The sequence below is a fragment of the Achromobacter sp. GW823-FHT04E03 genome (assembly GCF_058796095.1).
The window spans coordinates 890,060-914,248 of sequence record NZ_JBXAIJ010000003.1; the positions used below are offsets into that span (position 1 = coordinate 890,060).

At 65.4% G+C, this 24,189-nt stretch carries 24 protein-coding genes and 2 tRNA genes; 11 read left to right on the forward strand and 15 right to left on the reverse strand.

What is annotated here, in order from left to right; genetic code table 11:
- Window positions 1-200: 200 nt before the first annotated feature.
- From AC1RHV_RS23700 to hrcA, 3 genes are read right to left on the reverse strand one after another with little or no spacing between them, the layout of a single operon-like run.
- On the reverse strand, window positions 201-434 hold the full coding sequence (locus tag AC1RHV_RS23700; RefSeq protein WP_013391860.1) for a hypothetical protein: 234 nt from the start codon (window positions 432-434) through the stop codon (window positions 201-203).
- Entirely contained in the window at window positions 424-1,539 is a 1,116-nt protein-coding gene (hemH, locus tag AC1RHV_RS23705) for a ferrochelatase (RefSeq protein ID WP_306650454.1), read from the reverse strand. Before hemH ends, AC1RHV_RS23700 begins: the two co-directional genes overlap by 11 nt.
- 45 nt (window positions 1,540-1,584) lie before the next feature.
- Entirely contained in the window at window positions 1,585-2,589 is a 1,005-nt protein-coding gene (gene hrcA / locus AC1RHV_RS23710) for a heat-inducible transcriptional repressor HrcA (protein WP_054450033.1), read from the reverse strand.
- A gap of 141 nt (window positions 2,590-2,730) precedes the next feature.
- On the opposite strand from hrcA, the gene AC1RHV_RS23715 reads away from it, so the two are divergent.
- Complete coding sequence (locus AC1RHV_RS23715; RefSeq protein ID WP_054450031.1) at window positions 2,731-3,630, forward strand: NAD kinase; 900 nt, start codon at window positions 2,731-2,733, stop codon at window positions 3,628-3,630.
- A 13-nt stretch (window positions 3,631-3,643) separates the two neighbouring features.
- Window positions 3,644-5,299, forward strand: coding sequence for a DNA repair protein RecN (recN, locus tag AC1RHV_RS23720; RefSeq protein ID WP_119450762.1), 1,656 nt, complete (start codon window positions 3,644-3,646; stop codon window positions 5,297-5,299).
- Window positions 5,300-5,441: 142 nt separating this feature from the next.
- Here recN and fur read toward each other — a convergent pair whose 3' ends face one another.
- Entirely contained in the window at window positions 5,442-5,861 is a 420-nt protein-coding gene (gene fur / locus AC1RHV_RS23725) for a ferric iron uptake transcriptional regulator (RefSeq protein WP_043543731.1), read from the reverse strand.
- Window positions 5,862-6,013: 152 nt separating this feature from the next.
- Between fur and AC1RHV_RS23730 the strand changes: the two genes are divergently transcribed.
- Window positions 6,014-6,550, forward strand: a complete 537-nt coding sequence (locus AC1RHV_RS23730; RefSeq protein ID WP_054450027.1) for an outer membrane protein assembly factor BamE — start codon at window positions 6,014-6,016, stop codon at window positions 6,548-6,550.
- Between the two features lie 15 nt (window positions 6,551-6,565).
- Complete coding sequence (gene dapB, locus AC1RHV_RS23735; protein WP_492302117.1) at window positions 6,566-7,357, forward strand: 4-hydroxy-tetrahydrodipicolinate reductase; 792 nt, start codon at window positions 6,566-6,568, stop codon at window positions 7,355-7,357.
- A gap of 67 nt (window positions 7,358-7,424) precedes the next feature.
- Here the strand turns inward: dapB and murB are convergent, their stop codons facing one another.
- Complete coding sequence (murB, locus tag AC1RHV_RS23740; RefSeq protein WP_492302118.1) at window positions 7,425-8,471, reverse strand: UDP-N-acetylmuramate dehydrogenase; 1,047 nt, start codon at window positions 8,469-8,471, stop codon at window positions 7,425-7,427.
- A gap of 229 nt (window positions 8,472-8,700) precedes the next feature.
- Here murB and AC1RHV_RS23745 point away from each other — a divergent pair.
- The 6 genes from AC1RHV_RS23745 (at window position 8,701) to AC1RHV_RS23770 (ending at window position 13,784) form a co-directional block, all read left to right on the forward strand.
- Window positions 8,701-8,776 (forward strand) — tRNA-Gly (locus tag AC1RHV_RS23745).
- A gap of 271 nt (window positions 8,777-9,047) precedes the next feature.
- Window positions 9,048-9,121: transfer RNA gene (locus AC1RHV_RS23750), tRNA-Cys, on the forward strand.
- A 78-nt stretch (window positions 9,122-9,199) separates the two neighbouring features.
- Window positions 9,200-9,433 (forward strand): hypothetical protein, encoded by a 234-nt coding sequence (locus tag AC1RHV_RS23755; RefSeq protein ID WP_192354634.1) that lies wholly within the window; start codon window positions 9,200-9,202, stop codon window positions 9,431-9,433.
- An 84-nt stretch (window positions 9,434-9,517) separates the two neighbouring features.
- The gene (locus AC1RHV_RS23760; RefSeq protein ID WP_492302121.1) at window positions 9,518-10,975 is read left to right on the forward strand and encodes a catalase; all 1,458 of its coding nucleotides are present in this window, start codon (window positions 9,518-9,520) and stop codon (window positions 10,973-10,975) included.
- A gap of 113 nt (window positions 10,976-11,088) precedes the next feature.
- Window positions 11,089-12,720, forward strand: a complete 1,632-nt coding sequence (locus tag AC1RHV_RS23765) for a thiamine pyrophosphate-binding protein (protein ID WP_492302122.1) — start codon at window positions 11,089-11,091, stop codon at window positions 12,718-12,720.
- A gap of 62 nt (window positions 12,721-12,782) precedes the next feature.
- Window positions 12,783-13,784: a Bug family tripartite tricarboxylate transporter substrate binding protein gene (locus tag AC1RHV_RS23770; RefSeq protein WP_054450013.1), complete on the forward strand. Its 1,002-nt coding sequence runs from the start codon at window positions 12,783-12,785 to the stop codon at window positions 13,782-13,784.
- Here AC1RHV_RS23770 and AC1RHV_RS23775 read toward each other — a convergent pair.
- The gene (locus AC1RHV_RS23775; RefSeq protein WP_119452072.1) at window positions 13,781-14,746 is read right to left on the reverse strand and encodes a LysR family transcriptional regulator; all 966 of its coding nucleotides are present in this window, start codon (window positions 14,744-14,746) and stop codon (window positions 13,781-13,783) included. The genes AC1RHV_RS23770 and AC1RHV_RS23775 overlap by 4 nt on opposite strands.
- Before the next feature lie 119 nt (window positions 14,747-14,865).
- Between AC1RHV_RS23775 and AC1RHV_RS23780 the strand changes: the two genes are divergently transcribed.
- Complete coding sequence (locus AC1RHV_RS23780; protein WP_119452066.1) at window positions 14,866-16,395, forward strand: CoA-acylating methylmalonate-semialdehyde dehydrogenase; 1,530 nt, start codon at window positions 14,866-14,868, stop codon at window positions 16,393-16,395.
- Window positions 16,396-16,407: 12 nt separating this feature from the next.
- On the opposite strand, the gene AC1RHV_RS23785 is transcribed toward AC1RHV_RS23780, so the two are convergent.
- The 9 genes from AC1RHV_RS23785 to AC1RHV_RS23825 all read right to left on the reverse strand — a co-directional run bounded on the left by AC1RHV_RS23785 (window position 16,408) and on the right by AC1RHV_RS23825 (window position 24,189).
- A complete protein-coding gene (locus tag AC1RHV_RS23785; protein ID WP_306650015.1) occupies window positions 16,408-17,163 on the reverse strand; it encodes a sulfite exporter TauE/SafE family protein in 756 nt (251 codons plus the stop codon).
- A gap of 6 nt (window positions 17,164-17,169) precedes the next feature.
- On the reverse strand, window positions 17,170-18,171 hold the full coding sequence (locus tag AC1RHV_RS23790) for a Bug family tripartite tricarboxylate transporter substrate binding protein (RefSeq protein WP_119452067.1): 1,002 nt from the start codon (window positions 18,169-18,171) through the stop codon (window positions 17,170-17,172).
- A 170-nt stretch (window positions 18,172-18,341) separates the two neighbouring features.
- On the reverse strand, window positions 18,342-19,214 hold the full coding sequence (locus AC1RHV_RS23795) for a LysR family transcriptional regulator (RefSeq protein ID WP_054450007.1): 873 nt from the start codon (window positions 19,212-19,214) through the stop codon (window positions 18,342-18,344).
- Between the two features lie 52 nt (window positions 19,215-19,266).
- The gene (locus AC1RHV_RS23800; RefSeq protein ID WP_054450003.1) at window positions 19,267-20,100 is read right to left on the reverse strand and encodes an amidohydrolase family protein; all 834 of its coding nucleotides are present in this window, start codon (window positions 20,098-20,100) and stop codon (window positions 19,267-19,269) included.
- 49 nt (window positions 20,101-20,149) lie between these two features.
- On the reverse strand, window positions 20,150-20,830 hold the full coding sequence (locus tag AC1RHV_RS23805; RefSeq protein ID WP_054450001.1) for a fumarate hydratase C-terminal domain-containing protein: 681 nt from the start codon (window positions 20,828-20,830) through the stop codon (window positions 20,150-20,152).
- Entirely contained in the window at window positions 20,824-21,759 is a 936-nt protein-coding gene (locus AC1RHV_RS23810) for a fumarate hydratase (RefSeq protein ID WP_054449999.1), read from the reverse strand. Before AC1RHV_RS23810 ends, AC1RHV_RS23805 begins: the two co-directional genes overlap by 7 nt.
- Before the next feature lie 12 nt (window positions 21,760-21,771).
- A complete protein-coding gene (locus AC1RHV_RS23815; RefSeq protein ID WP_175213856.1) occupies window positions 21,772-23,511 on the reverse strand; it encodes an L-aspartate oxidase in 1,740 nt (579 codons plus the stop codon).
- Between the two features lies 1 nt (window position 23,512).
- A complete protein-coding gene (locus AC1RHV_RS23820) occupies window positions 23,513-23,857 on the reverse strand; it encodes a succinate dehydrogenase/fumarate reductase transmembrane subunit (protein WP_054449994.1) in 345 nt (114 codons plus the stop codon).
- A complete protein-coding gene (locus AC1RHV_RS23825) occupies window positions 23,854-24,189 on the reverse strand; it encodes a succinate dehydrogenase (RefSeq protein WP_054449992.1) in 336 nt (111 codons plus the stop codon). Before AC1RHV_RS23825 ends, AC1RHV_RS23820 begins: the two co-directional genes overlap by 4 nt.

Genomic DNA, 24,189 nt, shown 5'->3' on the forward strand with positions numbered 1-24,189 from the left:
AGACATGAATGGGGGCCAATACCCCTATTTCAAGCCCGGGAAAGCAAATATTCCCTGACGGCGCCAGCCAGCAGAGGCAGGCGGAATGTAATCACAAATCCGCCCAATTTCTGCCAAATGCCGTCAAATCTCAGACTGCAAGCATAGATTCAGCGCTTTTCGACGCCATCCGGCAAATGGCGGACGCCCTCTGCGCCAGGCTATTTCTTGTGCGGCTGTGCGGGCGCCACCGGGTCGCTGGCGGGAAAACTGTCCTTCAGGGCGCGGTCCACGGCGCGGTCCTCGTCCGGCTCGGGGCTGATCGCGATGGGGTCGCTGGCGGGGAAGGTCTCGGCAAGCGCCTCGTCCAGTTCGTGTTCCACCTGATCTTCGTCCACCGGGGTACTGACCTGCCCCTTTTTGACGATCTTTCCAGTCTTGGGATCATGGTGCATGCGCCTTCTCCTTCAAGTCCGTGATTTGCGTGGGCCACCCCTGCAAGTGGCGTGCCACCAGGTCGGCCAGCCCTGCGATCCAGGCCGGATCGTCGTTGATCGCCGGGATGTAGCGGAAACGCTTGCCGCCCGCCCCGATAAAGGCGTCGCGGCACTCCAGGCTGATCTCTTCCAGGGTTTCCAGACAGTCTGCCACAAAACCCGGGCACACCACATCGACCTCGGTAACCCCGGCGGCGGCCAGCGCCTTCAGGGTCGGTTCGGTATAGGGCTCCAGCCAGCGGGCCGTACCGAAACGGCTCTGGAAGGTCACCTCGACCTGTTCGCGCGGCAGCGACAGGCGTTGGCCCAGCAGGCGCGCCGTTTCCATGCAGTCGCGGTAGTACGGGTCGCCCAGTTCGATCGAATAGCGCGGCAGGCCGTGAAAGCTCATGACCAGCTTCTGCGGTTTGCCGTGCTCTTGCCAATAGCGTTCGATGCGACCGGCCAGCGCGTCCAGATAGGCCGGCTCTTCGTGGAAACGCTTGATGAAGCGCAGCTCGGGCTGGTCGCGCAGGCGGCCGGCATGGCGGGTGACCGCATCCACCACCGTGGCGGTGGTGCTGGCGGCGTACTGCGGATAGAGCGGGACGGTCAGTATGCGTTCGCAGCCCTGCCGGCGCAGCCGGGAAATGGCGTCGGGGATCGAGGGGTTGCCGTAACGCATGCCCAGCTCCACCACGGCGTCGATTCCGGCCTCGGCCAGGGCCGCGCGCACACCATCGGCCTGTCGCTGGCTGTACACCATCAGGGGCGAGCCTTCCTTCATCCAGACGCCGGCGTAGCGCGGCTCCAGCTTCTTGGGCCGCATCGTCAGCACCAGGCAATGCAGGATGGGCTTCCACAGATAGCGCGGGATCTCGATCACGCGCGGGTCGGACAGGAACTCGCCCAGGTATTTGCGTATGTCTTGCTTACCCGGGGTGTCCGGGGTGCCCAGGTTCACCAGCAGCACGCCGACCTTGGCCGGCCCGCGCGGCGCGGGGTCTTCGTTGAAGGGGTCCTCCCGCTCGGGTTCCGGCAGATAGCGCTCAGGCCACAGGTACTTGAACAGGCGAAGAAACACAAACACTCCCCTTCCTCCGCAAGGAGGATGTAGCTTCGGATGGACCTACTGGTTGTGGCTGAGGGCGTTGGACAGCAAGCGCGCCGTGATATCCACGATGGGAATGACGCGCTCGTAGGCCATGCGCGTGGGACCGATCACGCCCAGCGTGCCCACGACCTTGCCGTCCACGCCGTAAGGCGCGGTGATGACCGAGACCTCTTCCATCGGCACCAACTGCGAATCGCCGCCGATGTAGATCTGCACGCCCTGGGCGCGGGTGGACACGTCCAGGAGCTGCAGCAGGTCGGTCTTTTTCTCGAACAGCGAGAACATCTTGCGCAGGCGGTCCATGTCGGAGGCGATGTCAGTCACGTCCAGCAACTTGCGCTCGCCGGAAATGACCATGGCATCGCCGTCCTCGGCGGCTTCCGCGCTGGCTTCGACCGCGGCCTGCATCAGGCGCGAGATGTCCTCGCGCAATTGCGCCAGTTCGGTCGACAGGGTTTGCCGCACGACATTGAAGGACTTGCCGGCGAAATGCATGTTGAAGAAATTGCCGGCTTCCAGCAGTTCCGCTTCGGCATAGTCGCGCTGAACGAAAAGGATGCGATTTTGAACATCGCCGTCGGGCGTGACGATGATGAGCAGCACGCGCTTATCGGACAGGCGGATGAATTCGATCTGGCGGAACACCTGGGCGCGCTTGGGCGTGAGCACCACTCCCGCGAACTGGGTCAGGTTGGACAGCAGGGCCGCGGCGGCATTGACGGCGCGCGTAGGTTCGGCGGCCGCCAGCATCTCGCCCATGTTGTGCGGTTCTAGCTGGTAGGACTGCACCGCCAGCAGCGAATCGACGAACATGCGGTAGCCCCGCGGCGTGGGCACGCGGCCGGCGGAGGTGTGCGGGCTGTGGATCAGTCCCAGTTCTTCGAGATCCGCCATCACATTGCGGATCGTGGCCGGGGACAAGTCGAATACTTTCGATAGCGTCCGCGAGCCGACTGGCTGCCCATCGGCGATATAGCGTTCGATCAACGCTTTCAGTAGTGCGCGTGCGCGGTCATCCATAACAAGTATTTTAGGGAATCTTTTTCAATTGAGGCGATTTTTGTCCCGCAAGCACATATGCGGCCCCATATAATCGGCTAAACCGCCCATTCCGGGCAGGTTTCGGCTTCTGGTCCGGCCTTTTTTGATACGCAAGCAGCCATGCATTTTCCTACCGTAGCCCTGATCGGCAGATACCAGGACACCGGCCTGGACACACCGCTGAGAGCACTCGCCCACGCGCTGACGCAAGCGGGCCGGCAGGTGCTCATCGATGCGGACACGGCGCGCAACACCGGGCTGACCGAATACCCCGTCGCCACGCTCGAGGAAATCGGCAAGACCGCGTCGCTGGCCGTCGTCATGGGCGGCGACGGCACCGTGCTGGGCGCCAGCCGCCACCTTGCTCCCTATGGCATGCCGCTGGTCGGCATCAACCACGGACGCCTGGGCTTCATCACCGACATCGCGTTGCAGGACGCGCATGGCGCGCTGGCGCGCGTGCTCGAAGGCAGCTTCCAGATCGAGGAACGCATGCTGCTGGAAGGCAGCGTGTGGCGCGGCGATCAGAAAATGTATTCCGCGTCGGCCCTGAACGACGTGGTGCTGAACCGCGCGGGACGCGGCGGCATGATCGAAGTGCGGGTGGAGCTGGACGGCGCCTTCATGTACACGCAGCGCGCCGACGGCCTGATCATCGCCACGCCCACGGGCTCCACCGCGTATGCGCTGTCGGCCAACGGTCCCATCCTGCATCCGGGCATGAACGCCATGGTGCTGGTGCCGGTGGCGCCGCAAACCCTGTCCAACCGCCCCATCGTCATTCCCGACTCCGGCGTGCTGAACATGACGCTCACGGCCATGGGCCGCGTGGAAGTCGGCGCCAGCGTGCATTTCGACATGCAGACCTGGTCCGACCTGCAGCCGGGCGACCGCATCGTCGTGCAGCGCGCGCCCTATACCATCCGCTTCGTGCATCCCGAAGGCTACAGTTTCTTCTCCACCCTGCGCCGCAAGCTGCACTGGAACCTGATGCCCGAAGCCTCCGACAACGTAGAGTAGTAAGCGCCCCGACATGCTGCGCACCCTGCATATCCGCGACTTCGTCATCGTCGAACAGACCGAGATCCATTTCGGCCCCGGCTTTACCGTCTTTTCCGGTGAGACCGGCGCAGGCAAATCCATACTGGTGGACGCGCTGGCGCTCACGCTGGGCGAACGCGGCGACGCCAGCATGCTGCGCGAGGGCGCGCCGCGCGCCGACATCACCGCGGTCTTCGATACCCCCAAGGGCCTGATCGCCTGGCTGCAAGAGCGCGAGATCGACGCCGACACGGAACTGTCCCTGCGCCGCGTCATCGACGCCCAGGGCCGCAGCCGCGCCTACATCAATGGCACGCCGGCCACCGTGGCGCAATTGCGCGAACTGGGCGACAGCCTGGTCGACATCCACGGCCAGCATGCGCACCAGAGCCTGATGCGCGCCGACGCCCAGCGCGACCTGCTGGATGCCCACGGCGGCCATGGCGAACTGCGCAACTCGGTCGGCCAGGCCTGGAAGCAATGGCGCGCGTTGGCGCGCCAGCTGGAATCCGCCGAAAAGGACGCCGCAAGCCTGGCTACCGAACGCGACCGCCTGCAATGGCAGGTCGACGAACTCGATCAGCTGAATCTCGGTCCCGACGAATGGGATGCGCTGCAGTCCGAGCACACCCGCCTGTCGCATTCGCAATCCCTGCTGGATGGCGCCAACCAGATCCTCGAAGGGCTGGACGGCGAAGGCGATTCCGCGCACCACCGGCTCACCGCGGCCAACCACCGCATCCAGCAGATGCTGCGCCACGATCCCGGCTTGCAGGGCGTCTACGATGAACTGGAATCGGCCCGCATCGCGATCAGCGAGGCCGTATCGGACCTGAACAACTACGTCAGCCGAGTCGATCTCGATCCTCAGCGGCTCGTAGCGGTCGAGGCGCGCCTGGGCCTGGTATTCGAAACCGCTCGCAAATTCCGCGTCGAGCCCGACGCGCTTTGCGAGCTGCGCGACACGCTGCATGCGCAGCTCAAGGCGCTGCAAGCCGCGGGCGACATCGATGCCCTGCGCGCCCAGACGCAAGCTGCGCAGGCGCAATACGACGCCACGGCCGCCAAGCTGACGACGGCGCGCCGCAAGGTCGCCAAGGACCTGGGCAAGCAGGTCACGCAAGCCATGCAGACGCTGGCCATGCAGGGCGGCAAGTTCGAACCCACGCTGGCCGAATCGGCGCCGTCCGCGCACGGCAACGAGCAGGTTGAATTCCTGGTGGCCGGCCATGCCGGCACCACGCCGCGGCCGCTGGCCAAGGTGGCTTCGGGCGGCGAACTGTCGCGGATTTCGCTGGCGCTGTCGGTCATCGCCAGTCGCGCTGCGCGCGTGCCGACGCTGATCTTCGATGAAGTCGACAGCGGGGTGGGCGGCGCGGTGGCCGAGGCCGTCGGCAAGCTGCTGCGCGAGCTCGGCGAACGTCATCAGGTGCTGTGCGTGACCCACCTGCCCCAGGTCGCGGCCTGCGCCAACAACCAATTCCTGGTCAGCAAGGCGGAATCGCGCGGCGCCACCCGCTCCAGCATCGAGGAACTGGACGCTTCCTCCCGCGTCGAGGAAATCGCGCGCATGCTGGGCGGCATCAAGCTCACCGCGACCACCCGCGAACACGCCCGCGAAATGCTGGAAGGTTTCGGGCAGAACTGAAGCGCTGGCCCGCCGCTTTACGGCGGGACGCCGGCAAAAACAGGGCCGATTCGCGCCATAAAAAAATCCCCTTCACATTGAAGGGGATTTGGATCTCACGGACCCGCTGCGAGCGTAGCCGCGGGCCGTAGGCAGGGCCGGATCAGCGGCCCTTCATGCAACTGCCGCAGATGCCATACAACACCATGGCGTGGCTTTCCAGCGCGAAGGAGTTGTCCTTGGCAATCTTTTGCTGACGCTTTTCGATTTCGGGGTCCGAAAACTCGACCACCTTGCCGCAATTCGTGCAGATCAGGTGATCGTGGTGATCGCCGTCGTTGAGCTCGAACACCGCCTTGCCGCTGTCGAACTGGCTGCGGGCAAGGATGCCGGCCTGTTCGAACTGGGTCAGGACGCGATAGACGGTGGCCAGCCCGATTTCGACGTTTTCGCCGATAAGGGCGCGATAGACGTCTTCGGCGCTCAGGTGCCGTTGATCCGATTTCCGGAAAATATCAAGAATTTTCAGGCGGGGAAACGTCGCCTTCAAACCCATGTTCTTCAGTTCGCTTTGGTCGCTCATGGTGTAATCGCTCTCCGTCCGCGTTGGCATGGGCAGGATAGGTTCACCGCGAGCCGGCTCACCGAAATCATGCCGCCACGCGGAACTATCCTTATGAAACCTTTATGATAACGGTTTTGTCTGCTTCCAAATAATAGGGGCGCGTAGTGTCCATGATTGCACGAATTCCCTCCCGCTCGCTGAAGACCGGCCTGGCGGTGGCCGCTCTGGCCGTCGCCCTGGCTGGATGCTCGGGGGACAAGTGGGGCTTCCCCTACAAGGCCGGCGTCCAGCAAGGAAACTGGATCACCCAGGAGCAGGTCGCCCTGCTGCAGCCCGGCATGACGCGCGAGCAGGTGCGCTTCGCCCTTGGCAGCCCCACGCTGACCAGCGTGCTGCACGCCAACCGCTGGGACTACCCCTACTACTACAAGCCTGGCTACGGCGACGCCCAGGAACGCAAATTCACCGTCTGGTTCGAAAACGACCGCCTGACCCGCTGGGAAGGCGACAAGCAGCCAGAACTGCAGCCTTACCAGATCAATACGCCCAACGCCGTCGCCGACGAAAAGGCAGACAAGCGCCTCATCGAAGAAGAAACCCGCCAGAAGGAAGAGGAAGACCAGCGCAAGCGCGACTCCGCCGCCCCGGTCAGCCCCCTCAACCAGTACCCTGGCCAGCCCGGCAACGCCCCAGAGCCGCTCAAGTAACACCAAGGACTATCTATGCGTATCGCAATTGCCGGCGCCAGCGGCCGTATGGGCCAGATGCTGATCGAAGCCGTGCTGAACGCCTCCGGCCTGCAGCTCGCCGTGGCGCTGGACCGCCAGGGCTCGGCCGCGCTGGGCCAGGACGCCGGCGCGCCGCTGGGCAAGCAGACGGGCGTGGCCATCACCGATGACCTCGACGCCCTGGCCCAGGCCGACTGCCTGATCGACTTCACCCGCCCCGAAGGCACGCTTGAACACTTGCAGGCCTGCGTCAAGCACGGCGTGAACGCCGTCATCGGCACCACCGGTTTCGACGACAACGGCCGCGCCGCGATCGAAGTCGCCGCCCAGAAGATCGGCCTCGTCTTCGCGCCCAACATGAGCGTGGGCGTGAACGCCACGCTCAAGCTGCTGGACATGGCCGCTCGCATCCTGAACTCCGGCTACGACGTCGAAGTCTTCGAAGCGCACCACCGCAACAAGGTCGACGCGCCTTCGGGCACCGCGCTGAAAATGGGCGAAACCATTGCTTCGGCCTGGAACGTGGCCCTGCCGGACGTCGCCACCTGGAGCCGCCACGGCGATACCGGCGTGCGCAAGCCGGGCACCATCGGCTTCTCGGTGCTGCGCGGCGGCGACATCGTCGGCGACCACACCGTGTCCTTCTGCGGCACCGGCGAACGCATCGAGATCACGCACCGCTCGGCCAGCCGCGCCACCTATGCGGAAGGCGCCCTGCGCGCCGCCCGCTTCCTGGAAGGCAAGCACAACGGCCTGTACGACATGCAATCGGTGCTGGGCCTCTGAAGCCCAAGCCCTCGCCTGCAAAAAAGGACCCTGCGGGGTCCTTTTTTCTTGCCCGGTCCAAACGGCCTCACACCACCACGGGTTCCGGTTCGAGCCGCACGCCGTAGCGCTCGGACACCGCGGCCTGGATGGCATGCGCCAAGCCCATGATGTCGGCCGCCGTGGCCCCGCCGCGATTGACCAGTACCAGAGCCTGGCGCTCATGCACGCCCGCGGCCCCCAGCGAGCGGCCCTTCCAGCCGCATTGGTCTATCAGCCAGCCGGCCGCCAGCTTGTAGCCGCCGTCGGGCTGGACGTAGGACACCAGACCGGGAAAACGGTCCAGCAGCCTGTCCCGCACTTGCGCCGACACGATAGGGTTCTTGAAAAAACTGCCTGCGTTGCCCGTCACCGCCGGATCGGGCAGCTTGGCGCGGCGGATCTCGCACACCGCGTCGAAGATAGCGCGGGCGCTCGGCTGTCCCGCCGCCAGCCGCGCGTGGCGCTGCAAATCAGGGTAGCCCAGCACAGGCCGCCAGGGCCGGGGCAAGGCGAAACGCACACTCACGATGACCCAGCGTCCGGGCTCGTCGTGCTTGAACACGCTGTCGCGGTAGGAAAAGCGGCAATCGGCCGCGCTCATTTCGACCAGGCGCCCTGCGCGCACGTCCCAGGCGGTCAGGCTGTGGAAACGCTCCTGCAGTTCAACGCCGTAAGCGCCGATGTTCTGCACCGGTGCCGCGCCCACCGTACCCGGGATCAGCGCCAGGTTTTCCAGCCCGTCCCAGCCCTGGTTCACGCAGGTTTCGACAAAGCCGTGCCAGGTCTCGCCGCCCGCCGCCTCGATCAGCCAGGCATCCGGACGAGCTTCCAGCAAGCGCACGCCCTTGAACGCGACGCGAGCCACCAATCCCTGCACCTGGCTCGGCAATACCAGATTGCTGCCTCCCCCCAGCACCAGCAGGGAAGACGTCTCGTGCGCCAGCTGCGACAACGCCGGCAACTGCGCCGCATCTTCCAGGGTCACAAAGGCCCCGGCCCGCGACGCCAGGCCCAACGTATTCAGCCGGGTGAGATCCTGGCTGACGGGCGACAAGGCTGGGGACGGAAGAACTTTGGCGGGAGAATTTGACATGGATGCTGCGGATTGCTATAGTTTCTGTCTTCGCTCATATTACTTGATTGAGTGCTTGCCCTGAATTTCAGGCTTTGTTCGCAAACTGCTTGCAGTGAACAGACCCAAATAAGTCCAGGCCAAGACAAGCTCAAAAAAATCATGTAGAATGCGCGCCTTCTGATCGATAACCAAGTTGATCAGAGTGAATAAGAAAACAGGTTCTGGCTGTTTCAAGTGCAGAACCCATGCGGGAGTAGCTCAGTTGGTAGAGCGCAACCTTGCCAAGGTTGAGGTCGCGAGTTCGAGACTCGTCTCCCGCTCCAAATTCTGATTTCCAGATTCTTTCTGGAAATCCTTGAGAAAGGGCCTTCGGGCCCTTTTTTCATTTCTGCTCGCAACGCGGGCATCTCTCCACGCTGCCTGCGGCCATATTGCGCCGCCCTCTCCGTCCCCCCACTGTCACACGCCCTATGACATACGCGGCCTTGGCCTGCGTCATTCATGCTGGACGCCAGGACAATTTTCGTGGATTCGAAGAAGCCCGCGCCCTGCCCGGCTTCCGTACCATTCATTACGTCCTAGGACAAACAAAACGGCGCGGTGGCAGAGTGGTCATGCGGCAGATTGCAAATCTCCTGAGGTTGGTTCGATTCCAGCCCGCGCCTCCAAGACCAGCCTGGCATGTCGGCCCATGAGGCACGGGTGCCGGGACGCAGCCGCCCTGGCGGCACGCCAAGGAGATCGCCTTGATTCAAGTCACCCTGTTCCACGACGGTTGCAATCTCTGCCTGGGCATAGACCGCAACATGGCCGCGGCCTTCGCGACGCCTCAGCATCGCTACGAATCATTCGATCTCGCGCGGCAGCCCGGGTCCGCCGCCCAGGCCCGGGCGCTTGGCATCACCCGCCTGCCGTCCCTCGTCATCGATGGTCGTGTGCTGCGCCTGGAAGACCATTCCCCCATCGAGCACTACGTCTGAGATTGGCGCGGCCGGATCCGAGCCCGTTGCGATGCTCCCGCTCTTGAAGGCCGCTGCCCCGTTGAACCACGCAAGGAGCCCATCATGAGCAAACTCACCACCGCGTTCGGCGCCCCCGTGCCCGACGACGACAACACGATGACCGCCGGCCGGCGCGGGCCGGCGCTGTTGCAGGACGTCTGGTTCCTGGAAAAGATGGCGCACTTCGACCGCGAAGTGATCCCCGAGCGGCGCATGCACGCCAAGGGAGCCGGCGCCTTCGGCACGTTCACCGTCACCCATGACATCACGCGCTACACCAAGGCCAGGATCTTCAGCCAGGTAGGCAAGCAGACCGAAATGTTCGCCCGCTTCTCGACCGTGGCGGGCGAACGCGGCGCGGCCGACGCGGAACGCGACATCCGCGGATTCGCGCTCAAGTTCTATACCGAGGAGGGCAACTGGGACCTGGTCGGCAACAACACGCCGGTCTTCTTCGTGCGCGATCCGCTGAAATTCTCCGACCTGAACCGGGCCGTCAAACGCGATCCTCGCACCGGCATGCGCAGCCCGCAGAACAACTGGGACTACTGGACGCTGCTGCCCGAGACCCTGCACCAGGTGACGCTCATCATGGGCGACCGCGGCATTCCGAAGAGCTATCGCCACATGCATGGCTTCGGCAGCCATACCTATAGCTTCATCAACGCCGCCCGCGAGCGCTTCTGGGTCAAGTTCACCTTCAAGACCCAGCAGGGCATCCGGAACCTGACGGACGCCGAGGCCGGTCAGGTCATCGCGGCGGACCGCGAAAGCAATCAGCGTGACCTGTACGAAGCGATCGAACGCGGCGAGTTTCCGCGCTGGACCCTGTATGTGCAGATCATGCCCGACGCCGAAGCCCATACCTATCATCTCAACCCCTTCGACCTGACCAAGGTCTGGCCGCACAAGGACTATCCGCTGATCGAAGTCGGCGTCCTGGAGCTCAATCGAAACCCCGAGAATTTCTTCGCCGAGGTCGAACAAGCCGCGTTCAGTCCCGCGGCAATCGTGCCCGGCATTGGCTTCTCTCCGGACAAGATGCTGCAGGGCCGCCTGTTCTCGTATGGCGACACGCAGCGCTATCGGCTGGGCGTGAACTACCCGCAGATCCCGGTGAACGCGCCTCGCTGCCCATTTCACAGTTATCACCGCGACGGAGCGATGCGCGTGGATGGCAACGGCGGCAGCACGCCCGCGTACACGCCCAACAGCCATGGCGTCCTGCAGGCGCAGCCGGACTATTCCGAACCGCCGCTGGAGATCAGCGGCGCTGCGGCCCGCTGGGATCACAGGGAAGATGCCGACTACTACTCCCAGCCCGGCAACCTGTTCCGGTTGATGGCGGCGGACGAAAAACAGAGACTGTTCCAGAACACCGCGCGCGCGATCCGCGGCGCCTCCAGGGAAGTCATCGAACGCCATATCGCCAACTGCACCCGGGCAGACCCGGCCTATGGGCAAGGCGTGCGCGACGCGGTCGCGCAGACGGAACAAGACCGTCCGCGGGCCGCCCCCTAGGTTCAAAAAACATCAACCAACCCGCCACGGATAGCCGATACACTGAACTCTCCCATAGCCGGTAAAAAACAGGCGCGCGGCGCACAGCCGACGCAGCCCCAGCGGAGAGACAGGTGCTTGGATCCCAGTTGATTATCCGTACGCTGCATCGCCTGGGCGTCAAGACCATCTTCAGCCTGTCCGGCAATCAGATCATGCCGCTCTACGATGCCTGTATCGATGCAGGCATCCGCATCATCCATGTGCGGCATGAGGCGGCCGCCGTCTTCATGGCGGACGCCTGGTCCCAGATCACCGGCGAGCTTGGCGTCGCGATGCTGACCGCCGCGCCCGGCATCACCAATGGCCTGGCGCCGCTTTACTCGGCGTCGCAGGCGGAAAGCCCCGTGCTCCTCATCTCCGGCGACTCCTCGGTAGGAGAAGACGGCATGGGCGCGTTCCAGGAACTGGACCAGGTTTCCATCACCCGTTCCTTGACCAAGCTATCGCTGCGTCCGCGGACCGTGCAGGAGCTTTATCCCGCGCTCGACCGCGCGGTCGCGCAAGCGCTTGCCCCACGGCGCGGACCGGTTCATCTGGCCCTGCCCTTCGACCTGATGACCGCGGAGACGGGCTTGGCAGAACTGCCCGCCACTACACCGAAGCGCGAGCCCGCTGCAGTGGACGCAGCCGGCCTGGAACAGCTCGCCGCGCTGCTTGACTCGGCACAGCGCCCCCTGTTGCTGGCAGGCCCCACCGGAGCGCGTCCGCACATGCGCGCGGTTCGCGAGAAGCTGGAAGCAACGCTAGGCGTGCACCTCATCCCCATGGAAAGCCCGCGCGGCCTGAAGGACCCTTCCCTGGGCTCCCTGGCCGAAATCATTCCGCAGGCGGACCTCATCGTGCTGGCCGGCAAGTGCCTGGACTTCACGCTGGGCTTCGGCGGCACGGGCGCGCTGGGCAAGACGGCCCGGGTCGTGGCGATAGACCCCGACCCCGCGATGCTGGAACGCGCGGCCCGCCTGCTGGGCGACCGCCTGGCTCTGGCCCTGCAGGGCGATCCCTACACCGTGCTGCCGGCATTGCCAGCGGCGCCAGCCCCGGCCGCGCGCGCCTCGTGGCGCGCGCGCGTGGACGAAGCGCTGCGCAACCGGAACACTCTGGGCGCCGCGGCTTGCGCCGATGGAGCATTGGGGCCGCGCGCGCTATGTGAAGCGGTCCAAGCGTTTCTCACGTCCGCCCCCAATCCCATCCTGGTCTGCGACGGCGGCGAATTCGGCCAGTGGGCGCAGGCATACTGCCAGGCGCCGGTGCGCATCATCAACGGCATGTCGGGCGCGATCGGCGCAGGCATCTGCTACGCCATCGCCGCCAAGATCGCACAACCAGAGGCCACCGTGGCCGTGCTCATGGGCGACGGCACGGCGGGCTTTCACCTGATGGAGCTGGACACGGCCGTACGCGAGCGCGCCGCGATCGTCGCCGTGGTCGGCAACGACCTGCGCTGGAACGCGGAACACTTGATCCAGATGCGCACCTACGGTCCGCAAAGGCTGATCGGCTGCGAACTCGCGCCGACCGCGCGCTACCACGAAGTCGCCGCGGCGCTTGGCGGAGCCGGCTACGCCGCCCGGGACCGCGACAGCCTCGCCACCGCGCTGCGCGCGGCGGCGGACAGCGGGCTGCCCGCATGTGTCAACGTATCCCTGGCGGGCGAACCCGCTCCGGTTTTCAGCGCATCAACGCAGTCCGCGACCGGTCATTGACCTCGAAGCATCGAGCCCAGCTGCAGTCCGGTTTCGTCCCTTAGCACGACAGGAGACTTCTCATGATGAGACCTACCGGCCTCTGGCCGGGCGCGTTCGCTCGCGCCGCGATTTGCATGCTGGCCGCGCTTCCGGGCCTGGCAACCGCCCAAGCCTATCCCGCCAAACCCGTCCAGCTCATCGTGCCGTTCAGCGCGGGCGGCGACGCCGACATGGCGGCCCGCAACTTGTCCGCCGCCGCGCAAGGCCTGCTTGGCCAGCCGCTGGTCGTCGTCAACAAGGCCGGGGCGAACGGCGCGATCGGCTCGGCCGCCGTGAAGAACGCCGCTCCCGACGGCTACACCCTGCTCGTCGGCCGGATAGGCTCCCAGGTCCTGCTGCCCGCGCTACAACCCAAGACCACGCCCTATACCGCCCGGGACTTCACGTACATCGGACTGCTGGAGCTGAACCCCGTGGTCTGTGTGGTGCATCCGGACAGCCCTTACAAGACGATCGGCGATCTGGCACAGGCCTTGAAGGCCCATCCCGGCAAGCTCAACTACAGCCATTCCGGTCCGGCCACGGTGCAGAATCTTGCGCCGCAGCTGCTGCTCAGCAGCCTCGGCCTGAAATCCGAGGCCGTGGTCAACGTCCCCTACAAGGGCGGCAACGAAGTCGCGCTGGCGGTGCTCAGCAAGGATGCGGACTTCGCCTGCAACAACCTGAGTTCGATGACGGGCATACTTGCCAGCGGCAAGCTGCGCGCCCTGCTGACGACCACGCCCGAACGCCTGGCGCAGTTCCCCGACATCCCGACCGCCCGCGAGCTGGGGCTGCCTCAACTCGAAGCTGTCGTAGGCTGGAGCGGACTGTTCGGGCCGCCGGGCATGAGTCCCGAAGCGGTGGCCAAATGGGCCGACGTGCTCAAGCAGATCGCACAGGATCCGAAGTGGATCGCCGGCAACGCCAACTTCGGCGGCATCCCCCACGTCCTGTCCCCCGCGGAAACGGAAAAATACGTCAGCCAGGGAGCCGCGATCTATGCCGACCTTGTGGCCAAGGCCGGGTTGCAAGTCAATTAACCCGCCTCATTGCCCGCTCCAGGCGGTCCGCCAAGTCCGGCGGACGCCGGGATCGCCTCGCGCAGGTAACCGACGAATGAGGATACGGTCAGCGGCACGCGCGGCGTGTAGGGCCTGACTGCGTACAGCCGTTCTGCATATTCGCCCACCACGCGCCACCCGCGCAGGACCTCGACCAACTCTCCGCTGCGCAGGGCCTGGTTGGCGCTGAAATCCGGCACCAGCGCGATCCCCAGGGATCCGGCAGCCACCTCCCGCAGCACTTCGCTGTTGTTCGCGGTGAAGCTGCCGCGCACCGGAACCGCCACGCGCTTGTCTCCGTCACGCGACTCGAACGACCAGGTAGCGCTGCCGCTGCGCCGCAGGTAGTGCAGGCAATTGTGGGCGGCCAGATCCATCGGCGTCTTCGGCGTGCCGTGCTGCGCCAGGTACTCCGGGGCCGCAACCAGCACGGAGCGCGTCTCGCAGATGACCGACGCGACGTGCGTGTCCGGCACGCCGGCCACATGCCGGATAGCCAGGTCGAAGCCTTCGGTAGCCAGGGACGCCAGATGGTCGCTGAGTTCCAGCTGGATCCGCACGTCGGGAAAATTCTTCAGGAATCCGGGTATCAGCGGCGCAATGACCTGACGTCCCAGGGCTACGGGTGCGGTCACGGACAGCACGCCGCGCGGCCCCTCGGACAGGTCCCGCACGGCCGAGAAGCCCTCTTCGATGCGCAGAAAGGCCGCCGCGGTCTGGTCGACCAGGCTCTGCCCCGCCTCGGTCAGGCCGACGCTGCGGGTGGTGCGGCGCACGAGGGGGACGCCAGCCGCCTGCTCCAGTTCCACGATGCGCTGGCTCACCGACGCCTTGCTGATCTGCAGGCGGCGCGCGGCCGCCGTATAGCTGCCGGTATCGGCCAGCACCCCAAGGCAATGGATATGCGACCACAGATCTTCCAGACGCCTGGTTTTCGTCATGCCTTGCTCCATTGTTCGAAACATCAAACACTGATTCCAGCCCTGCGGTCTCGACGTCCGGGCGGCAATGCGCGACATTGCCAGCTCCAGAACACCATGCATGAGCCCAGGAGCCAGCCATGACCGCAAGCAATGCCAGCGCCCAATCCCGCGATGCCGGACACTATATCGGCGGCAGCCTCGTCGACGGGACAGGCAGCCGCCAGCCCGTCTACAACCCGGCCACGGGCGCCGTCGCCAAGCAGGTGGCGCTGGCCACGCCCGACGAGGTGAACCGCGCCGTGGCCAGCGCCCGGGCGGCATTTCCGCAATGGGCGGACACCCCTCCCATCCGCCGCGCCCGCGTGCTGTTCAGGTTTCTTGAACTGATGAACAAGCATCGCGACGAACTTGCCCACCTGATCACCGCCGAGCATGGCAAGGTTTTCAGCGATGCGCAAGGCGAAGTCACTCGCGGCATCGACATCGTCGAGTTCGCCTGCGGCGTTCCCCAGTTGCTGAAGGGCGCCCACACCGAGCAGGTTTCCACCGGCATCGACAACTGGACGCTGCGCCAACCGCTGGGCGTGGTGGCGGGCATCACGCCGTTCAACTTTCCGGTGATGGTACCCATGTGGATGTTCCCGGTGGCGATCGCGGCGGGCAACACCTTCGTGCTCAAGCCCAGCCCCACCGACCCCAGCGCATCGCTGCGCATCGCCGAACTGCTGCGCGAAGCGGGGCTGCCCGACGGCGTGTTCAACGTGGTGCAGGGCGACAAGGTGGCGGTTGATGCGCTGCTGGAACACCCGGACGTGAAAGCCATCAGCTTCGTCGGTTCCACGCCCATCGCCAACTACATCTACGAGACCGGCGCACGCCATGGCAAGCGCGTGCAGGCCCTGGGCGGCGCCAAGAACCACATGGTCGTGATGCCGGACGCCGACATCGACCAGGCGGTCGACGCCCTGATCGGCGCCGGCTACGGCTCGGCCGGCGAGCGCTGCATGGCGATCAGCGTGGCGGTGCTGGTGGGCGACGTGGCCGACCGGCTGCTGCCCAGACTGATCGAACGCACCAGGACGCTGAAGGTGCTGGACGGCGAGAACCCCGCGGCCGAGATGGGCCCCATCGTGACCCGCGCCGCGCATGAGCGCATCAGCGGCTATATCGATCTGGGCGTGCAGGAAGGCGCGCAACTGCTGGTGGACGGCCGCGGCTTCCAGGGTTCTCAGGCAGGCGCAGGCTGCGGCGACGGTTTCTGGATGGGCGGCACGCTGTTCGACCACGTCACGCCGGACATGCGCATCTACAAGGAAGAGATCTTCGGCCCGGTGCTGGGCTGCGTGCGCGTGAAGGATCTGAAAGAAGCCGTGGATCTCATCAATGCCCACGAATTCGGCAACGGCGTGGCCTGCTTCACCCGCGACGGCAACGTCGCGCGCGAGTTCGGCCGCCGCATCGAGGTTGGCATGGTGGGCATCAACGTACCCATCCCCGTGCCCATGGCCTGGCATGGATTCGGCGGCTGGAAGCGCAGCCTGTTCGGCGACATGCACGCTTATGGCGAAGAAGGCGTGCGCTTCTACACGCGGCAGAAGTCGATCATGCAGCGCTGGCCCGAAAGCATTGGCAAGGGCGCCGAGTTCGCCATGCCGACGGCCAAGTAACGGCAGCCTGTCTCACGCAGGCGAGACCCATCCGCGATAGATGGCGCCTGCGCCCGCTATCGCGAGCAGAACGAAGATGGCCCGCTTCAGCAGTTCCGGGGACACCCGAACCCTGAGGCGGGATCCGCCGTACAGGCCGATCAGGGCCACGGGCAGCAGCACGGCGGCCGCGAACAGGATTTCCGGCTGCGCATACAGTCCGGCGGCGCCGAAGGCCGCCGCCCGGATGAGGCCGCTGGCCAGGATGACCACCGAGATCGTGGCGCGGAACTGGTCCAGCGCATCCAGCCGGCGCGACAGATAGATGGTGTAGATCGGCCCGCCGGTCCCGAACAGCGCACTGAAGATGCCGCCGAACACGCCGAACGGCAAGGCCCAGAAAGTATTCAGCGGCGCCGACGGCTTGGCCCCGCGCGCGCCCCGCAGGCCCTTGATGCACACCGCCAGCACGAAGCTGCCCAGCAGGATCAAAGGCCAGCGAGCGCCGGCGTTGTGCAGCAGCGTCACACCCAGCCCTATCCCCAGCAGCAGCCAGGGAAACAGGCGCTTGAGTTCGACCAGGGAAACGCGCCGCCAGTTGCTGCCGCCCACCAGCGCGGTGCAGGCCAGGTCGAACAGCACCACCAGCGGAACCGCGAACTGCAAGGGCATGAACTGGACCAGCAGCGGCACGGCCACCATGGCCGCGCCGAATCCCGTCATCCCGAAGACGACATAGGCGGCAAGGACGACGGGTGCGGCAAAGGCGAGCGTATCGGGCGGCATCATGCGGATTCAGCTTGCGGTGATCTTCTTCTTTTCCACCAGCGCCTTCCACTTGGCGGACTCCCTGGCGATCTCCTCCCTGAGCGCGGCGGCAGGCACGATGGTCGCCGACATCCCCTGGTCAGCCAGATAGCGCTGCATGTTGGGCTGCGCCACCGCCGTCCTGGCATCGGCCAGCAGCCGGTCGACCGAAGCCTGGGGCGTGCCCGCCGGCGCCAGCAGGGCGAACCAACCCGTGAACTCGAACCCCGGCACTCCATCCTCGGCCGTGGTCGGCACGTCCGGCAGCAACGCGGAACGTTCCTTGCCCGTCACCGACAGCGCCCGCAGGCGTCCTCCCTTGAGCAACGGCACGATGGCATTGATATTGCCCACGGCGACTTCGATCACGCCCGCCATGAGGTCGGTGTAGGCCGGCCCCTCGCCCTTGTACGGGACGTGCATGAGTTCGATCCCGGCCGCATCGCTGAAAGCTTCGCCCGCCATGTGCGTCTGGCTGCCCACGCCCGCGGACGAGAAGCTGAGTTTGCCAGGCCTGGCGCGGGCGTACTCGATCAGCTCGCGCGTGTTCTTGACCGGCAGGTTGGCATTGACGGTGATGACCATGGGTCCGTTTGCCACCTTGCCGATGGGACTGAAATCCGTCAGCGAGTAAGGCAGCTTGCTGTAGATGAACTGGTTGACCGTGAACATGCTGCCCGACGCAAGCAACAGCGTATAGCCGTCCGCCGGCGCGCTGGCGACAGCCTGCGCGCCCACGCTGCCGCCAGCGCCCGCGCGATTCTCGACGATTACGCTCTGCTTCAGGCCCTTGCCCAATTCGGCCGCCAACGCGCGGCCCAGCAGGTCGGTGGCCCCGCCCGCCGAAAACGGGACGATCATGCGTATGACCTTGTCCGCCGGCCAGTCGGCTCGCGCCGGAAGGGCGATAAACGGCGTAAGCGCGAGGCCACAGCCCAGCGTCTTGACGATGCGGCGGCGCGCAATATTGGGTTGAGTTTGGTTCTTCATGGCTTTGTCTCCTTCAGTTCGCGGGACGGCGTAGCGGGTCGGCGTTCGGCCGGCTGACGATTCGCCAGGCAGCAACTGACCCTCGGGCCGATGGCTCGATTTTTCGGGACGTTGCGGTGTTTTTCTGCGGACTACTAGGCTGCTGAACTACAGAACTACCGGACTAAGAACTACTGGCCGGCACAGACTGACTTCAATGCGTCGAGCAACAACTGCGTAAGATGGGCCCGCGGGTTCTCCTTCGGCGCCAGGATGCCCAGGCGACGAGTGACCGTGGGCGAGCCGAACGGAATGACGCGGATGCCCGGGGGAAACTCGTTCCTGCCGCGGCAGGCCGGTACCACCGATGCGCCCAGGCCATTGGCCACCATGGCGATCACGCCTTCCAGGTTGTCGATCTCCATGGTCGAACGCACGGTGATGCGCCTGCGCACCATCTCTTCCTGCACCAGATGCCCCACGCGCGCCGAACGATTGAAACGGACATAGGGATTCTGCTCCAGGATCTCCTGATCGCTGGCGCCCTTGACCGAGCGGTGGGCGATGACGACCAGTTGTTCCTCGACGAACGGCAGGAAATCCAGGCCCGAGCGCGGCGCATCGGGCTCGGTCACGATCGCCACGTCCAGCTGGCGGTGATAGATGGCGCGCTCCAGGTCGTGCGTGAGTCCCGTGGTGACATGGACCTCCAGGCCGTGGCCCTGCTTCTGCAGGTGCCGCAGCGCCAGCGGCAACACGCCCGACACACAGGTATGGACGCTGCCGAGCCTGAGCAATCCCGACGAAGTACCCTTCTTCAAGGCGGCGCTCATGCTTTCCCAATGCGCGATCAGGTCGCGCGCCCGGTGCACCAGCGCCAACCCCGTGTCCGTGAGGATGGGCGGACGCCGGCTGCGGTCGAAGATCGTGATGCCCAGCTCGTCCTCGAGCGCGCGAACCTGCATGCTCACCGCCGACAGCGACAGGCCGATGGTATTGCCGGCCTCGGCGAAACTGCCGTGGTCTGCAATCGCGATCAGCGTGTAGAGCGTGCGGATATCCATGCAAGAAGGTTCCTGGTGTAGACGGCATTGCGGAAAGGAGGAGTATGCCGCGTCAGATGCCAAGCAGCCGCCGCGCGTTCCCTCCCATGACTTTCCCAAGATTATCTTCCCGGATCGGCAAGGTCTCGAACCACTCTTTGTACCCTTGCACCGGGCAGAACGGGAACGAGCTGGCGTAAAGCATCCTGTCCGAGAGAAAACCGTCTGCCGCCTTCACGTATTCCTCCCAGCCTGGCATGCGGGAAAAATACATATCGGGCGACAGCCACAGGTTCTGGCGCCGGAACGCCAGGTGCAGGATCTCAGTGACCCAGGGCCACCCGCCATGGGCGACCACCACGTTCAGGGCGGGAAAATCCGCCAGCACCCGGTCGGTCCGTATCGGATCCGAATAGCTCAAGTCCGGCCCCGCCGTGCCTCCGACCATCATGATCACCGGCACGCCCAGGTCCTCGCAGTGGCCGTAGATCGGATACAGGCGTCTGTCGTCGGCGTACATGGGAACCGGGTAGGAGCCCGGCTCGATATTGATCAGCTTGAAGCCGTCCTCCACCGCCTGGCTGATGGTCTGGCACGCGCGGCGCCGGTCGGTGGGGTCGATGGAGGCGGCGCCGATGAATCGGCCCGGATGCTCGGCCACGATGCCTCGCACGTCCTCGTTGGACACGCTGCCCAGCACGCCGGCCAGGCGTCCCACGACCACGCCGCGGTCTATCCGCGCGGCATCCATCTCTTTCAGCAGCAGCGCCATCGATTGCTGCTGCGCCGCGGCCGAGGGCTCGAAGCCCACCGTCCGCGTAAAGCCATCGCGACGTTCTCCCGCCGAGTACATCAGCGTATCCAGGAAGCCGCCTACCGGCGGCCGCAGCCTAAAGTCGATGATCATTGCAGTCTCTTTGTCAGGGGGTGGAGTTACCCGGGCCGCGCTTGCACGCCTACATCACTTCGTCCTTGCGATCGTCCGTCTCGCCGTAGCGGTGCAGCGCGGGCGGCTTCAGCCCGGCGTAGAGTTTCTCGATGCCTGCATTGATGGTCTCGGCGTGCTGGGCGAAAAGCGAATTGCCTTCGAGGTCGCTCTCGACGATGAAGGGCCCGAAATTTTCGACCTCGAACAGCCACATGGCTTGGGCTATGCCCAGTTCGTCCAGCCAATGCACTTCGCGCACGCGCTTGATGCCCCGGCCCAGAAGTGCGCCCGTGCCGTAGCCCACGGTCGTCAGGTAGATCGCGCCGCCCGGCGCCAATACCTGCTTGTAATCGTCGGCGGGCATCCCGCCCTTGCCGATCAGGATGCGGCAGCCGGTCTCTTTCAGCCAACGCGGTATCCACTTGGAGAATCGGAACGAGGCGGTGGCGGTGACGGCGCCCACGTTGTAGCCGCCGCGACCGTCCGGCGCCGCCGCCGGCGAGCAATGGAAGTTGACGTTGCTGATGGCGCGCAAGTCCACGGGCAGCGGCAAGCCCTGGTCCAGCACCTTCTTGTATACGCCTTCGCGGGCCGTGTAGACCACGCCGTTCAAGTACACGGCCGAGCCGAGTTCCAGCTTGGCGATGTCTTCGCGCCTGGCGGGCAGGTCCAGATGAAAGACCTTGATGTCGTCGTCATTGCTTACCATTCGACCGTCTCCCGGCGCATGTAGGGCGTGAACCATTGGGGATCGGTGCGGTACTCGATCTCCCCGTTGGCATGGATCCGCGCAGTGGCGCGGCGCGAAGACAGGCAGAAAGTGTGCAGGCTGATGGGCATGCCCCCGGTGTGGGTGTAGCCGCACTCGATATGGCAGTCCACCACCATGCCGGAGCCGACGAAACCCATGGCGCCCATGCCGATGGAATTGCCCAGCTGCATCAGCTCCAATTCAAGCTCCGCCACCTTGGGGTCCGGATTACGGTCCCCGACCGTGCGCAGACAGGCGGCCTGCTTGCCCAGCTGCATGCAGGTGTCCTTGGAGCCGCCCAGCCCGATGCCGACGATGGCCGGCTGACAGGCCAGCCCGCGCTTGCCGAAGGCGATCAGCGTGTCCAGCACGAAGCGTTTGATGCCGTCTATGCCGTCGCCTGGAAACAGCATGCGGTAGTCGGTGCCGAACAACCCGCCCTTGTGCACGGTGGTGATGTCTATCCAATCGCAGTCCGGCTCGAAGGACCATTCGACCTCTGGCGCATTGATGCCGACGTTGTTGTTATGGTCGGTACGCCAGAGCGGATGCACGCGGTTGGGCCGCAGCGGCACGCTGACCGTGGCCTCGGCCGTGGCGTGGCGCAGCGCGCGTTCCACGGCGACGAAGCCGCTGTCGACCGAGGCGTTGTTGCCCACCTTGACGTAGTAGCGCGGCAGGCCGGTGTCGGCGCACATTGGGCGCCGGTCCTGATCGGCGGCTTCCCAGTTGTCCACCATGGCGTGGATGACAAAACGCGGCAGCTTGCCGGTTTCCTTCTTCTGCAGCTCCTGGATGCCGCGCTTGTAGTCGGCCGGAATCTCGATGGCCGCGCGGCGCATGATCTCCAGCGCCGCCTCTTCAACTTTCTGGACAGGAATGCTCATGGTTGGAGTGCCTCAGCTCTGGGGAATGCCCGCCTCGCCCTCGATGAGCGATTCGCCGGGTTTTACGATGTCGAAGGAAACCGGAACCATCTCCAGCGCCACCTCGCCGTCCTGCGCGCTCACGCGCGTGTAGCAGCTGGTGTGCAGGTCGCCAGCTTCGGGAAAATCTTCGCGGTAGTGCGCGCCGCGGCTGTTCTCTCGCGCCAGCGCCGAAACCGTGATGACCTTGGAAATGTCGACCAGGCTTTCCAGGTTGAGCCAGTCGTGCCAGGTCAGGTTGTAGCGGCGGTCGCCGTCCGCCACGCCGATATCGCGCAAGGCGGCGCGGTGGCCGGCAATGGCATCAAGGCCATGCGCCATGGCCTCTTGGCGGCGCAGCACACCTACGTCGTCCCACATGGTTTGCGAGAGCGCGTCGCGCAGCTCGTGGATGCGGCCCGCGGGCCGGGAAAACGGGAACTCGGCGCGTTCGATGCCGCGCGCGATGACGCCCTGGTCGGGGTCGCGCCACTGGCCGGACTTCGCAACGTAGGCCGCCATCGCATCGCCCGCGATGCCGCCGAACACCGTGGAATTGGCGACGCCGTTGCCACCCAGGCGGTTGGCGCCGTGCACGCCGCCGCAATCCTCGCCGGCCGCATACAGGCCCGGCGACGCGGTTGAACCGTCCACGTTGAATTCGACCCCACCCATCAGGTAGTGCGCCGTCGGCACCACCTCCACCTTGCCGCCCGCCAGATCGAAGCCGCAGTCCTTGCATCGGTTGACCATGCCGGGAAAAGTCTTGGCCACCTTGTCCGGGCCCAGATGGCTCATCTGGATGTAGACCCCGCCCATCGGCCCCGTGCGTCCTGCGCGCATTTCGGCGTAGATGCCGCGGCTGACCACGTCGCGCGTGGCGCGTTCGCCGCGCTTGTCGTAATTGGCCATGAAGCGCTCGCCGTCGCCATTGAGCAGGTAGCCGCCCGCTCCGCGCAGGCCCTCCTCCAGCACCGTGCCGGTCATGCGCGTGTCCGGCCCGCCCAGCAGGCCGGTGGGATGGAACTGCACCATCTCCATGTCGCGCAGCTTCAAGCCGTAGCGCAGCGCCATGGCCAGGCCGTCGCAGGTCTTGTCGCCCGAAGGCGTGTGGTAGCGGTACATGGTCGGCCCCGCCCCCGTTGCCAGCAGCACGGCCTTGGCCTGGATGTAGCGGTAAAGGCCTGTCCGCATGTCGATGAACAGCACGCCGGAAATACCAGAGCCGTCGGCGGCGGGAATCAGTTCGATGGCGCGATGCTCTTCCAGTTCATCGACGTCCAGCGCCCGCACCTGCTCCATGAGCCGGTTGATGATCTCGATGCCCGTCAGGTCTGCCTTGTGCACAGTGCGGTCGAAGCTCTGGCCAGCAAACGCCTTGGAATGCAGGGTGCCGTCGGGATTGCGGTCGAAGAAGCAGCCGATCTCGTTTTCCAGTTCGCGCACGCGCTCGACGGCGCCTTCGACCAGCCGCCACGCCAGGTCCTGGCGCGGCAGCCATTTGCCGCCCTCGATGGTGTCCATGAAATGGCGTTCCACCGAGTCGCCGGCGGCCAACGCGACGTTGTAGCCGCCCTGGACCATGCGGGTACAGCCGCACTTGCCCAACAGGCCCTTCACCGTCACCGTCACGCGCAGCGACGGATTCGCCTTCTTGGCGTGCAGCGCCGCGAACAGGCCCGCGCCGCCGGTGCCCAGCACAAGGATGTCCGTCTTGATGTTCTCGATCCGCATCTCAGATCACTCCCGCGATGAAAACCAGGCCCGTCGCCATGGAGACCGCAAAGCCCCAGCCGATCCACGCGACGCGCGCGTCCCGCGGCGAACGCCAAGGCAGCAGCTCCAATGCGAGCAGGCGCAGCCCGAAGAACATGTGCAGGGTCAGCAGCAGCACCAGCCCCCACTCGCCGACCTTCATCGCCGGCATGTCGGCGAGCTTCAGGAATCCGTCCAGCCGCGCCTCGTCCAGCGCCATCGCCAGCACATAGAAATGCGCCGGCAGGAACAGGGCCAGCGCCAGGCCGGAAATGCGATGCCCCAGGAAAGCCCAGTACGCCTGATGGTTGCGCGCGGATCTCATGGCATCAGGCCTCCCACCGCCGCGACGGCGCGAACGCCCAGGATGAGCAGTCCCAGGCCGAACGCCAGTCCGACCGCGGACGCCGCGCCGCGGCCCAACTGCAGCCACTCGATCAGGATGTTGCGCACGCCGATCGGCACGTGGACCGAGACGCTCACGACGAACAGGCCGTAGAAGACTATCCAGAACCAGTTGCCCTCGGTACGCGAGAGGATCTCGCCCGCGGTCAGGCCGCCGCGCACGGCATAGATGACCAGGCCCACATGTACCAGGACAAAGGGCGCCATCACCATCGCCGTCAGACGCTGGAGCGCGAAAAGACGAGCTTCCAT